At 55.1% G+C, this 13,664-nt stretch carries 10 protein-coding genes; 4 read left to right on the forward strand and 6 right to left on the reverse strand.

The features are described from left to right. Nucleotides 1–9 precede the first annotated feature (9 nt). Nucleotides 10–1,113 (forward strand): bifunctional L-1,2-propanediol dehydrogenase/glycerol dehydrogenase, encoded by a 1,104-nt coding sequence (gene gldA / locus NL510_RS22400; protein WP_253380493.1) that lies wholly within the window; start codon nucleotides 10–12, stop codon nucleotides 1,111–1,113. Between the two features lie 40 nt (nucleotides 1,114–1,153). Here gldA and katG read toward each other — a convergent pair whose 3' ends face one another. The 4 genes from katG to metB form a co-directional block, all read right to left on the reverse strand. Then, nucleotides 1,154–3,334, reverse strand: coding sequence for a catalase/peroxidase HPI (gene katG / locus NL510_RS22405; RefSeq protein ID WP_253380494.1), 2,181 nt, complete (start codon nucleotides 3,332–3,334; stop codon nucleotides 1,154–1,156). A 207-nt stretch (nucleotides 3,335–3,541) separates the two neighbouring features. After that, nucleotides 3,542–4,432, reverse strand: a complete 891-nt coding sequence (gene metF / locus NL510_RS22410) for a methylenetetrahydrofolate reductase (protein WP_253380497.1) — start codon at nucleotides 4,430–4,432, stop codon at nucleotides 3,542–3,544. A 245-nt stretch (nucleotides 4,433–4,677) separates the two neighbouring features. Further along, nucleotides 4,678–7,110: a bifunctional aspartate kinase/homoserine dehydrogenase II gene (locus NL510_RS22415; protein ID WP_253380499.1), complete on the reverse strand. Its 2,433-nt coding sequence runs from the start codon at nucleotides 7,108–7,110 to the stop codon at nucleotides 4,678–4,680. Between the two features lie 2 nt (nucleotides 7,111–7,112). Next, on the reverse strand, nucleotides 7,113–8,273 hold the full coding sequence (gene metB, locus NL510_RS22420) for a cystathionine gamma-synthase (protein WP_253380501.1): 1,161 nt from the start codon (nucleotides 8,271–8,273) through the stop codon (nucleotides 7,113–7,115). A gap of 276 nt (nucleotides 8,274–8,549) precedes the next feature. Between metB and metJ the strand changes: the two genes are divergently transcribed. Further along, nucleotides 8,550–8,867 carry a met regulon transcriptional regulator MetJ gene (metJ, locus tag NL510_RS22425; RefSeq protein WP_007369220.1) on the forward strand — a complete coding sequence of 106 codons (318 nt, stop codon included), beginning with the start codon at nucleotides 8,550–8,552 and terminating at the stop codon, nucleotides 8,865–8,867. A gap of 44 nt (nucleotides 8,868–8,911) precedes the next feature. On the opposite strand, the gene NL510_RS22430 is transcribed toward metJ, so the two are convergent. Then, a complete protein-coding gene (locus NL510_RS22430; RefSeq protein WP_253380503.1) occupies nucleotides 8,912–9,592 on the reverse strand; it encodes an oligogalacturonate-specific porin KdgM family protein in 681 nt (226 codons plus the stop codon). A gap of 315 nt (nucleotides 9,593–9,907) precedes the next feature. Continuing rightward, on the reverse strand, nucleotides 9,908–10,120 hold the full coding sequence (rpmE, locus tag NL510_RS22435) for a 50S ribosomal protein L31 (RefSeq protein ID WP_253380505.1): 213 nt from the start codon (nucleotides 10,118–10,120) through the stop codon (nucleotides 9,908–9,910). Nucleotides 10,121–10,320: 200 nt separating this feature from the next. Between rpmE and priA the strand changes: the two genes are divergently transcribed. Next, complete coding sequence (gene priA / locus NL510_RS22440; protein ID WP_253380506.1) at nucleotides 10,321–12,516, forward strand: primosomal protein N'; 2,196 nt, start codon at nucleotides 10,321–10,323, stop codon at nucleotides 12,514–12,516. Between the two features lie 119 nt (nucleotides 12,517–12,635). Then, the gene (gene cytR, locus NL510_RS22445) at nucleotides 12,636–13,661 is read left to right on the forward strand and encodes a DNA-binding transcriptional regulator CytR (RefSeq protein WP_253380508.1); all 1,026 of its coding nucleotides are present in this window, start codon (nucleotides 12,636–12,638) and stop codon (nucleotides 13,659–13,661) included. The last annotated feature ends 3 nt before the right edge of the window (nucleotides 13,662–13,664 follow it).

Below are 13,664 nucleotides of genomic sequence, written 5' to 3' on the forward strand. Positions count from 1 at the left end.
AGGACCGTTATGGACCGTATTATTCAATCGCCCGGAAAATATATTCAGGGCGCGGATGTTCTCACCCGCCTCGGCGATTACCTGAAACCGCTGGCTAATCGCTGGCTGGTGGTGGGCGATAAATTTGTGCTGGGATTTGCAGACGCAACCCTGCGTCACAGCTTCGAAAAGGCGCAACTACATGCCGAAATCGCGCCCTTTGGCGGCGAGTGTTCGCAAAATGAAATCGACAGGTTAAAAAAACTGGCGGACAGCGCCGACTGTATGGCGGTACTGGGCATCGGCGGGGGTAAAACGCTGGATACCGCCAAAGCGCTGGCGCATTTTATGAACGTACCGGTCGCCATTGCACCCACTATCGCCTCTACCGACGCACCGTGCAGCGCCCTTTCCGTCATCTATACCGACAGCGGCGAGTTCGATCACTACCTGATGCTGCCGCACAACCCAAACATGGTCATTGTTGACACCAACGTGGTGGCAGGTGCGCCGGCACGTCTGCTGGCGGCCGGGATTGGCGATGCACTGGCAACCTGGTTTGAAGCGCGCGCCTGCTCCCGAAGCGGGGCCACGACCATGGCTGGCGGCAAGTGTACTCAGGCTGCCCTGGCGCTGGCGGAGCTATGCTACAACACGCTGGTTGAAGAGGGTGAAAAAGCGATGCTGGCAGCGGAGCAGCACGTCGTTACTCCGGCCCTGGAACGCATTATCGAAGCAAATACCTATTTAAGCGGCGTGGGCTTTGAAAGTGGCGGACTGGCGGCAGCACACGCCATTCATAACGGCATGACGGCCGTACCGGATGCGCATCACTGCTATCACGGGGAGAAAGTCGCGTTTGGCACGCTGACGCAGCTGGTACTGGAAAATGCGCCGATTGAAGAAATAGAAACCGTTGCGGCGCTTTGCCATCGCGTCGGCTTGCCAATTACGCTGGCACAGCTAAACATTAAAGAGGATATCCCGACCAAAATGCGTCTGATAGCCGAGGCGTCTTGTGCAAACGGAGAAACTATACACAACATGCCAGGCGGCGTGTCACCGGATCAGGTTTACGCGGCGTTACTGGTTGCTGACCAGTATGGACAGCGGTTCTTGCAGGAGAGGGAATAGAGAAATTGCCGGGTGGCGGTGGCGCCACCCGGCATGATAACTACAGCAGGTCGAAACGATCCAATTCCATTACTTTCGTCCATGCCGCGACAAAGTCCTTCACGAACTTCTCGCTGGCATCGCTGCTGGCATAAACTTCTGCCAGTGCGCGCAGAACGGCATTAGAACCAAATACCAGGTCAGCGCGGGTTGCGGTGTATTTCACTTCACCACTGACACGATCGCTTCCGGCAAACAGCTCGTTCGACTCATCAGTCGCTTTCCACTGGGTATTCATATCCAGCAGATTCACGAAGAAGTCGTTACTCAGAACGCCCTCGCGTTCGGTGAACACACCATTCTTACTGCCATCGAAATTCGCACCCAACACACGCAAGCCGCCAATCAGCACCGTCAGTTCTGGTGCGGTTAGCGTCAGTTGCTGCGCTTTATCAATCAGCAGTGACTCGGTAGTGGAAACATCAACCTGCGCACGGTAGTTGCGGAAGCCATCAGCAATCGGCTCGAGCAGGTTAAACATCTCGATATCCGTCTGATCTTGTCGAGCATCCACGCGGCCCGGCGTAAACGGCACTGAGACGTAAACACCCGCCGCTTTGGCGGCTTGCTCAACGCCTACCACACCCGCCAGCACGATGATATCGGCCAGAGAGGCTTTATGGGCAGTTTTATAAATGTCTTCCAGCACTGGCAGAGCACGTACAGCCGCTGCGTTGACATCCCAGCTACGCTGTGGTGCCAGCGCCAGACGCGCGCCGTTTGCGCCACCACGCTTGTCACCGCCACGGAAAGTAGACGCTGACGCCCAGGCAACGGACACCAGCTCACTCACGGAAAGACCTGAGGCAGCAATGTCAGCTTTCAGGCTTTCAATATCTGCAGCGCTTGGCTGGAAGAACGGCTGTGGCAGCGGATCTTGCCAGATAAGCTCTTCTTTTGGCACTTCCGGTCCGAGGTAGCGAGACACTGGCCCCATATCGCGGTGAGTCAGTTTGAACCATGCGCGCGCGAACGCTTCGTTGAAAGCCTGAGGGTCGTTCAGGAAGCGGCGAGAAATTTTCTCGAACTCCGGGTCAAAACGCAGCGTCAGGTCGGTGACCAGCATGGTTGGTTTACGTTTTTTCGACGGGTCAAATGGGTCAGGCATAATTTCTGGGGCATCGACAGCTTCAAACTGAATCGCACCGGCCGGGCTGCGGGTCTGTACCCATTCATACTTGAACAGGTTCTCGAAGAAGTAGTTGCTCCACTGGGTCGGGGTTTGCGACCAGATAACTTCCAGGCCGGAAGTGATGGCGTCCGCACCTATCCCCGTACCATGCGTACTGGTCCAGCCCAAGCCCTGCGCTTCAATCGGCGAGGCTTCTGGATCGGTGCCAACATGCGTTGCTTCACCCGCACCGTGGGTTTTACCCAGCGTATGACCGCCCGCAATCAGCGCTACGGTCTCTTCATCGTCCATCCCCATGTTGCCAAAAGTGGCGCGAATAGCCGCCGCCGCAGACAGCGGTTCACCACTGGCATTTGGCCCTTCCGGGTTCACGTAAATCAGCCCCATTTCGGTAGCCGCCAGCGGGCGTTTCGCCAGCGCTTCAGGGTCACGATGGGTCAGCCAGGCTTTTTCGTCACCCCAGTTTACGTCCAGATCCGGTTCCCAGACGTCTTCACGCCCGGCACCAAAACCAAAAGTGCGGAAGCCTGAATTTTCCAGCGCCACGTTCCCCGCGAGAATAAACAGGTCAGCCCAGGAGATTTTTTGCCCATATTTTTGCTTGATGGGCCACAGCAGACGGCGAGCTTTATCGAGGCTTACGTTATCAGGCCAGGAGTTCAGCGGCGCAAAGCGCTGTTGGCCACGCCCGGCGCCACCACGTCCGTCAACGGAACGATAGGTCCCTGCACCGTGCCAGGCCATACGAATAAACAGGCCCGCATAGCTGCCCCAGTCGGCTGGCCACCACGGTTGAGAGTCGGTTAAAAGTGCTTTCAGATCGCCTTTAAGTGCAGAGTAATCAAGCTTGCTAAATTCTTTGCGGTAGTCGAAGTCTTCACCCAAGGGGTTTGAACGCCCGGAATGTTGATTAAGTAGGTCAATGCGCAGTTGTTTAGGCCACCACTCTTTGCTGCCAGTGCCTGCACCCGCGCTGTGATCGACGCCGCCCTGATGGAACGGACACTTGCCGACCGATGCGGCTTTATTGGTATCGTCTGACGTGCTCATCGCTATGCTCCCTTTATAGTGTTACCGTTACGATATATGCCTTTATTGATAAGGTATAGCTGGGATAACCCACAGATTCGATAGTTAATTCCGTTTAATTACACTTTGAAAATATGTGACTTAATCACGGCTTAAGCAGCATTACTGATATGGCAGAAAAATAAAACCCTTATAAATCAAAAAACCCTCCGAAGAGGGCTTTTTTTGTTACACGCTTGGTCTAACGCCGAGCGTATGGCAGATAGCGTAACTCATCTCCGCGCGGTTTAGCGTATAGAAGTGGAAGTCTTTTACCCCTTCACGGCTGAGTATTTTCACCATATCCATGGCGATATTTGCGCCCACCAGCTTGCGTGTTTCCGGGTCGTCGTCCAACCCTTCGTACATTTTAGACATCCAGAGCGGAATGCGCACATTAGTCATGTCGGCAAATTTCTTCGCCTGTTTGAAGTTTGACACGGGCAGGATGCCGGGAATAATTTCAAGGTCGATGCCCGCCGAGACGCAGCGGTCACGAAAGCGCAGATAACTTTCAACATCGAAGAAAAACTGGGTAATAGCACGGTTCGCACCTGCGTCGACTTTACGTTTCAGGTTGAGCAAATCCGCCTGGGCGCTTTTCGCTTCAGGATGAACTTCAGGGTAAGCCGCAACAGAGATATCAAAGTCCGCCACGCCTTTCAAAATGCCCACCAGGTCTGATGCGTACATTTCCGGCTTACCGCTGCCTGGGGGCAGATCGCCGCGCAGGGCCACAATGTGGCGAATGCCGTTATTCCAGTAATCCTGGGCAATGGCGCGCAGTTCATCGCGGGTGGCGTCGATACAGGTCAGGTGCGGGGCCGCTTCCAGACCGGTTCGGTCTTTAATGCCTTTGATGATGCTGTGCGTGCGGTCACGCTCACCGGAGTTAGCACCGTAGGTCACGGAGACAAACTTTGGTTTCAGGCTGCTCAGGCGATCGATAGAGCTCCACAGGGTTTGCTCCATTTCACTGGTGCGCGGCGGGAAAAATTCAAAAGAGACGTTAATCTGGCCGTTTACCTCAGCCAGGCTCTGATTCAGTGCTTCCCGCTGGTTGGCGTGAAAAAAGCTCATACCTTACCCCTATCAATCGCGTGTCGTTGTTTGTTGTGTTGTGAACTTCTATACGTTTAGACGTCCAGATGTAAAAATGACGGAAAAGCGCGGTGGCGTCAATAGAAATAATCAACAATAACGGTGAGGGATGTTCAGGCAAGATGAAGGGAGTTCATGTTGGGGGTAAGAAGGCCCCTCACCCCAGCGGGGAGAGGGAACGATTACCCCTTCACGCCGTTGGTGAGGGCCGGGGTGAGAGAGGGTTACAGAAGCTTAGCCAGACGATTGATATCAGACTGGATCGCCCCGGCGGTCACATCGCGCCCCGCGCCCGGGCCACGGATCACCAGCGGGTTATCGCGATACCAGCGGCTTTCGATAGCGAAGACGTTGTCGCACGGCAGCAGCGCCGCCAGCGGATGTTCAGGACGTACCGCTTCCACACCGACGCGTGCTTTACCGTTCGCTTCAAAACGCGCTACGTAACGCAGCACCAGACCCATCTCGTTTGCCGCTTCCAGACGTTGCACCATCTGCTCATTCAGCTCGTCGCCGTTCTCAAAAAAGTGATCGACAGATCCCTCTTCACAGCCCGCAGGCACCAGCGACTCCACGCGAACCTGTCCGGGTTCGATGTCGTAGCCCGCTTCACGCGCCAGGATCACCAGCTTGCGCATGACGTCTTTACCGGCGAGGTCAACGCGCGGATCCGGCTCGGTTAAGCCCTGCTGCCACGCCTGATCGACAAGGTCAGTGAACGGGACTGTGCCATCAAACTGCAGGAACAGCCACGAGAGCGTACCGGAGAAGATCCCACTCAGCGCCAGAATGCTGTCGCCGCTTTCAATTAAATCGCGCACGGTATGGTTAACTGGCAGTCCTGCGCCTACGGTGGCGTTATAGAGCCAGTGACGACCGGTTTTCTCAAACGCGTCGTGGATCTGGCGGTATGTGTCGGTGCTGCTCGCACCCGCCAGCTTATTGGCGCTGATCACATGGAAACCGTGGCTGGCGAAATCGAGGTACTGGTCGGCGAGCTGCTCACTTGCCGTCACGTCCAGCACCACCAGGTCATCGTATGGGTGGGCGCGCATCCACAGGAACAGCGACTCTTCATCCTGTTCTACCGCTTCATCGTTAAAGAAGGCCAGCGCACGGCTGGCGTCCAGCCCTTCGTAATTTAGCAGGCTGCGCCAGCTATCCACTACGCCTGCAAGAATAAACTCAAACCCGGTACGCGCCGAAAGCGTCTCTTGTTCGCGCGCAAACAGTTCCAGCCAGCGGGAACCGATGTTGCCTTTTCCGAACAGCACCAGACCAATACGTTTTTCCGCGCGGAACAACGTCGTGTGCAGGCCCTGAATCAGGCTCTCGGTTGGCCCTTTACGCAGCACGGCGACCAGGCTAATGCCCTCTTCCGACTGCCAGGTAAATTCAACCGGCTGGCCCTTTAACTGCTGCCAGAACCGGTGGCAGTGAAGCGGATTTCGGGTAACGCCCGCGCCCACCATTGCCACCAGTGCCAACCCCTGACGCAGGCGAAGCTCGCCCGGAAGGCCCGCTTCATCAAGAATTTTTAGCGCGCTGTCCGCCACTTCGGCGGTGTAGCAGAATTGCAGTAACTGGCGGTCATTGTGCACGCCTACGGCCAGGGGGCGAATCTGAGCACGTTTGAGGATCAGGTCGATGTCTTTGTGCGCCAGCTTGAAGTCCAGGCCCGCAGGGACCTGGAACTCGATTAAACAGATGTCGTCGTGGCTGGTCACAATCCGCGCTCCGGTCCCGGAGGCCAGCACGCGTTCAATACGGGTAGAGCCTTGATCCGGGGTATAGCTGCAGCGCAGCTGCAGGTCGATATCGCTACCGGAAACCGGCTGCAGGGTACGGGCGTGCAGGACCGGTGCCGCCAGACGCGCCAGCTCACTGGCTTCGTCCAGACGTAGCAGCGGCAGCAGGCAGGCATCTTTCACCTTACGTGGGTCAGCGCTGTAAACCCCGGCCACATCGCTCCAGATGGTGACGCGGGAAACGCCTGCCAGCGCCCCGATTTGCGTTGCGGAGTAGTCAGAGCCGTTACGCCCCAGCAGCACCGTTTCGCCCGCATTACTGCGGCTGATAAATCCAGTAACGACTATGCGCTTGCCGGGATGTTGCACCAGCAGTTGTTGCAGCAGCGGGTAAGACAGGCCTTCATCTACCTGCGGCTGAGCGGCGCGCTCGGCACGCAGAAAATCACGCGCGTCGAGCCAGGCGGCTTCAACGCCCAGATGCTGTAAAACGGCGGCCATCAGACGCGCGGACCACACTTCCCCATGGCCCACCACTTCCGCGTACACCGCATCGGTTATCCCACTATCCAGCAGGGCCGCCAGTCGCTCAAGGTCGTTCGTAAAGGCGCTAATCAGCCCATCCGCTACGTCTGCTGGCAGCAAGCCAGCAATCAGCTCGCCCTGGTAGCGGCGTAAAGACTGTTGCACCTGATGCGCAGAAAGGCGATCGGTCTGGCTCAGTTTCAGCCAGCTAATCAACTGGTTGGTGGTGCTGCCCGCCGCAGAGACAACCATCATGTCACCCGGCTGTGAATATTCCGTCATGATCCCTGCGACACGCAGGTAACACTTCACATCAGCAAGACTACTACCACCAAACTTGTGCAGTTGACGACCCTTCGCCCCTGCCTGCGCTATCACACTCATGATCACCCCTTGGCTGCAACCTGGAAGCCATTTTCCAGATCGGCAATTAAATCTTCAGAATCTTCAATACCGGTCGAAATACGCAGCAGCATCTCAGAAATACCGGCGGCGGCACGTGCTTCTGGTGCCATACCTGCGTGCGTCATGGTCGCGGCGTGGGAGATTAAGCTCTCAACCCCACCTAAAGATTCCGCCAGCGTAAACAATGACAGCCCGCTCAGGAAGCGACGCAGCGTCTGCTCGTCACCGTCCAGTTCAAAACTTAACATCGCGCCAAATCCTTTTTGTTGACGCGCGGCTATCTCGTGTCCCTGGTTTTCCGGCAGCGACGGGTGATAAAGCTTCTTCACCAGCGGCTGCGTTTTCAGGAAATCGACAATCGCCTGGGCATTGCGCTGCGCAACGTCCATGCGCGGCGACAGCGTACGAATGCCGCGTAACAGCAAATAGCTGTCAAAGGCGCTGGCGGTAACGCCAATGTTATTGGCCCACCATGCCAGTTCCGTGACAACGTCGGGATCTTTTGCAATCACCACGCCTGCTACCACGTCAGAATGGCCGTTCAGATATTTAGTGCATGAATGCAATACCAGATCTGCACCCAGCGCCAGCGGGTTCTGAAGGGCCGGACTGAGAAATGTATTATCCACTACACTTATCGCTCCCGCATCCCTTGCGAGCTGACAAATTTTCGCAATATCCACAACGCGCAGCAATGGATTGCCTGGACTTTCCACCAGCACCAACTTCGGCTGCTCTGCAAGCGCCTTTTTTAGCGCCTGTTCGTCGTTTTGATCAACAAACAGCACGCGATAATAACCGCGTTTAGCCAGACTATCGAACAGACGATAGCTGCCGCCGTAGCAGTCATGCGGCGCAACCAGCAGATCGCCAGGTTTCAGGAACACGGTCGTGACCAGGTGAATCGCCGACATTCCGGTATTGGTCAGTACCGCGCCTGCGCCACCCTCCAGCTCCGCCAGCGCGCGTTGGGTCACGTCACGCGTAGGGTTGCCACGACGCGAGTAATCATGCGCGCGGGGTTCATTAAAGCCGGTGAAATTATAGGTACTGGAAAGATGAATCGGCGGAACAACGCAGCCGTATTGCTCGTCATCATTCAATCCGCTACGCACTGCGATGGTGGCCTGTTTACGCGTCATGGTGAGGGCTTCCTGGCGATGTAGGTGAAAAGTCAGGCACCAGAGTAAACATTGAAGCTATGGACGTCAATACATCTGGACATCTAAACTTCTTTGCGTATAGATTGAGCAATGCGCAAATAGCCGTTAAAATTATATGCTTTAGTGCACGCTGCAGCGGCAATATCCGTGCCTCGGTATCGTCTCTACGGTAAACTACGTAAGATTACGGTTCAAAATCGACGGTTACAGGTTTTGCACCTTTAGATTAATGACTGAGAGGATTAAAGGTATCTCATGGCTGAATGGAGCGGCGAATATATCAGTCCATACGCTGAGCACGGTAAGAAGAGTGAACAAGTAAAAAAAATTACGGTTTCCATTCCTCTGAAGGTGTTGAAGATCCTCACCGATGAACGCACGCGTCGTCAGGTGAACAACCTGCGTCACGCAACCAACAGCGAGTTGCTTTGCGAAGCGTTCCTGCACGCGTTTACCGGCCAACCGTTGCCTAACGATGAAGATCTGCGCAAAGAGCGTAGTGATGAAATTCCGGAAGAGGCGAAAGTAATCATGCGTGAGCTGGGTATCGATCCGGACACGTGGGAATATTAACGCTGCGATGCGATCCCGCTGAGTTTACTCAGCGGGATGGTTTCTTAAAAGTTGTAGCCTAAACCCACGCGCAGACGCGTCTGTCGGTCATCGCTGGTGGCGGTGTTATAGCCGGAAGAGACGTTCCCCACTTCGACAAAGGGGATCCAGGCGTTGATGTTGTAAGCCACGCGGAAGTTATATTCGTAATCTTCTTTTTTGTTGTTATACAGGTTTTCGTTATCGGCGATTTTATAAATCCCGTTGAGTTCAAACATCCAGTTATCGATATTATAACCTAGCCACATTTCCGGACGATAAACCATACGATCGTCTTTTCCGTCCGCATTGCGGCGGGTGTATTCTGTCCGGTAACGGAACGCGGTCCACCAGCTGTCATTAATATTATATTGTACGCGCAGGTAAGGTTTATAAATAGCCATGTCATCGCCCATTTCCACGGCGACACCCGGTTGCCATATAAATCCCTGCCAGGTGAACTGGTAGCTGGCGGTATATTCATTGCTGTTACTTTCCATATTATTAAGCGCGTCGTTTGACTGCTTTTCATCAGAGCGCGATACCGCCTCCACTGCCACACCAAAGCCGGTGCCGAAGCGGTGTGACATGTACACACGGTCGTAGTTACGTCCGTCGTCATAATACTCGTGTCGATAATCAACGTATCCTGCCTGCGCCGCACAGGAGAGTAATGGCAGCACAAATAAGAATTTTTTCATTTTCATACTATTTCCCTCGAAATAAACACGCCCTGAAAGCCAATGCAGTTAAACTGGCGAATAAGAATGTATGTCGAGCGCAGTGTAATTTTACGAAATGAGGGAAACCTTTTATTCTTTGACACAAAAAGAAAAACTGTGGCAAAGAATTCAAGAAAATGAAGATACAGTTCACTTTCCGTTAAAGAATACACCAGGCAAATATATTAATGACATCTGTGATACATCATTCATATATAATGCGTATATAATGTGAGGATTTATACAGGAAAAATATAACAGACGCAAAAAAACCGCCCGGAGGCGGTTTCTTCTGGATGCTTATTTAGCGCCCGGGATGCTGAAACGCTTGTTGAAGCGGTCCACACGGCCACCGGTTGCAACGTCACGCTGCTTACCAGTGTAGAACGGGTGGCATTTGCCGCACACGTCCAGGTTCAGATCGTGACCCACGGTGGAGCGGATCTGGATAGAGTTACCGCAAGAACAGTTTGCAGTAATCATGTCGTATTTCGGGTGAATATCTTTTTTCATGGGAGAACCTCAGTTAAGGCCGCGTCGCTCTTCCAGCCCTAACGCCAGACACCACGCGATGTTGAATGTAAGTTCTTTGGCGTAAAATACACCAAAGGCGGCGAATCATACAGAATTTAACCAGCCTATGCAAACAGATCCGCACGCCGCTTTCACTAATGTGTATACTAACGCGCCACTTTTCAAGTCAGGAAGATTAGATGCCCGTCGCTCACGTTGCCCTGCCCGTTCCGCTTCCCCGCACCTTTGACTATCTGCTGCCCGACAGCATGAGCGCCAGTGCGGGCTGTCGCGTGACCGTGCCGTTTGGCAAACAGCAGCGCGTGGGGATTGTGGTCTCCGTCAGCGATAAAAGCGAGTTACCGCTCACTGAACTGAAAGCGGTGGTAGAGGTGCTGGACAGCGAGCCCGTCTATTCCACCTGCATCTGGCAACTGCTGCTGTGGGCGGCAGATTACTATCATCATCCCATCGGCGACGTCCTGTTTCACGCCCTGCCGATAATGCTGCGCCAGGGCAAAAGCGCCAGCCACGCGCCAATGTGGTACTGGTTTGCCACCGGTCAGGGCCAGGCGGTGGACATCAACAGCCTGAAGCGCTCGCAAAAACAGCAGCAGGCGCTGGCGGCGCTGCGTCAGGGCAAAATCTGGCGGCACCAGGTTGACGAGCTTGAGATCAGCGAAACGGCATTACAGGCCTTACGAAAGAAAGGGCTGAGCGAACTGGGCAGCGAAGCGCCCGCGCTGGTTGACTGGCGCGACAGCTTTTGTGTTTCGGGCGATCGCCTGCGTCTGAACACCGAGCAGGCCACCGCCGTGGGTGCCATTCATAGCGCCTGCGATCGTTTCTCCGCCTGGCTTCTGGCGGGCGTTACCGGCTCAGGTAAAACCGAGGTCTATCTGAGCGTACTGGAAAACGTGCTCGCACAAGGCAAACAGGCGCTGGTGATGGTGCCCGAAATTGGCCTGACGCCACAAACTATCGCCCGTTTTCGCGAACGCTTTAATGCGCCGGTTGAGGTACTGCACTCCGGGCTGAACGACAGCGAGCGCCTGAGCGCCTGGCTAAAAGCCAAAAATGGCGAGGCGGCGATTGTGATTGGCACGCGTTCATCGCTGTTTACGCCGTTCAAAAATCTCGGCGTTATCGTTATCGATGAAGAACACGACAGCTCCTATAAACAGCAGGAAGGCTGGCGCTACCATGCCCGTGATTTAGCGGTATATCGCGCTCACAGCGAACAAATACCCATTATTCTGGGGTCCGCTACGCCCGCGCTCGAAACGCTGCATAACGTACGCCAGCGCAAATACCATATATTGCGCCTGACGCGTCGCGCGGGAAATGCCCGTCCGGCCACCCAACATGTGTTGGATCTGAAAGGCCAGCCGGTGCAGGCCGGGCTAGCGCCAGCGTTGATTACCCGTATGCGCGCGCATTTGCAGGCGGGCAACCAGGTCATTTTATTTCTTAATCGACGCGGATTCGCCCCGGCGCTGCTGTGCCACGACTGCGGCTGGATAGCGGAATGTCCACGCTGCGACCACTACTACACCTTTCATCAGGCTCAACGTCATTTACGCTGCCACCATTGCGACAGCCAGCGTCCTGTCCCGCGCCAGTGCCCCTCGTGCGGTTCAACGCATATTGTGCCGGTGGGTCTGGGGACCGAACAGCTCGAACACGCTCTCGGGCCCCTCTTCCCGGAGGTTCCTCTTTCCCGTATCGACCGGGATACCACCAGCCGAAAAGGGGCACTGGAACAACAGCTGGCGGAAGTCCATCGCGGTGGCGCACGCATCCTGATTGGCACCCAGATGCTGGCGAAAGGGCACCACTTCCCGGACGTCACGCTGGTTGCGCTGCTGGATGTTGACGGAGCGCTGTTCTCCGCAGATTTCCGTTCCGCTGAGCGCTTTGCCCAGCTTTATACCCAGGTCGCAGGGCGTGCCGGACGCGCGGGCAAGCAGGGCGAAGTGGTATTGCAGACGCACCATCCCGAACATCCCCTGCTGCAAACCTTGCTGCATCAAGGCTATGATGCGTTCGCCGAACAGGCGCTGGCTGAACGCCAGGCCATGCAGCTCCCGCCGTGGACCAGCCACGTCATCATCCGCGCGGAAGATCATAACAACCAGCAAGCGCCACTCTTCCTTCAGCAGTTAAGAAACCTTCTGCAGTCCAGCCCTCTGGTGGACAATCAGCTGTGGATATTGGGGCCGGTTCCCGCGCTGGCCCCCAAACGCGGCGGACGTTTTCGCTGGCAGATTTTGCTCCAGCACCCCTCCCGCATCCGCTTGCAGCATATCGTTAGCGGCACGCTGGCGCTGATCAACACCCTGCCGGAAGCCCGTAAAGTGAAATGGGTTCTTGATGTCGATCCGATTGAAGGTTGAAGGCGGATCGAAAAATTGAATATTGTTCACATTTTTTATGAAAATTCTGTAACCGCTTCCATTAACTATCTGTAAAAATGGTGTAGTCACAAGTTCGGTGTTCAGGCGAGGAGAAGACGTTGAAGTCCAGGAAAGAGGTTGCTACGGCGACCATGAAAGACGTTGCCGAGAAAGCACAAGTTTCAACGGCAACCGTGTCCCGCGCGCTGATGAACCCGGATAAAGTCTCCCAGGCGACTCGTAATCGTGTGGAACAAGCCGCGCTTGAAGTGGGTTATTACCCGCAGGCGATGGGGCGTAACGTGAAGCGTAATGAATCACGTACTATCCTGGTGATTGTGCCGGACATTTGCGATCCCTTCTTCAGCGAGATTATTCGCGGTATCGAAATCACGGCTGCCGAACAGGGTTACCTGGTGCTGATTGGCGACTGCGCCCACCAGAACCAGCAAGAAAAAACCTTTATCGATCTCATTATTACCAAACAGATCGACGGCATGCTGTTGCTCGGTTCTCGTCTGCCGTTTGATGCCAGCATTGAAGAGCAACGCAATTTACCACCGATGGTAATGGCCAACGAGTTCGCGCCAGAGCTGGAGCTGCCGACGGTGCATATCGATAACCTGACCGCCGCGTTCAACGCCGTAAACTATCTTCAGGAACTGGGGCATAAACGCATTGGCTGTATTGCCGGGCCGGAAGAGATGCCGCTGTGCCATTACCGGCTGCAAGGCTACGTGCAGGCGCTACGCCGCACTGGCGCCACCGTCGACCCGCACTACATTGCACGCGGTGATTTTACTTTTGAAGCCGGCGCGCAGGCGATGGAGAAACTTCTGGCGCTGTCTGAACCGCCTACTGCGGTGTTCTGTCACAGCGATGTCATGGCGCTGGGCGCACTCTCCTGTGCCAAACGCCGTGGTTTGCGCGTACCGAAAGACCTGTCTATTATTGGCTTCGATAATATTTCTCTCTCGGAATTTTGCGATCCACCGCTCTCGACCGTGGCGCAACCCCGCTACCAAATTGGCCGTGAAGCCATGCTTTTACTGCTGGATCAGCTGCACGGTCAAACAGTTAGTAGCGGTTCACGGTTACTGGACTGCGAATTGATTGTGCGCGGCTCGACTCAGGCGTTGACTTAACGT

This window comes from unidentified bacterial endosymbiont (assembly GCF_918797525.1).
Taxonomy (GTDB): Bacteria; Pseudomonadota; Gammaproteobacteria; order Enterobacterales; family Enterobacteriaceae; genus Enterobacter.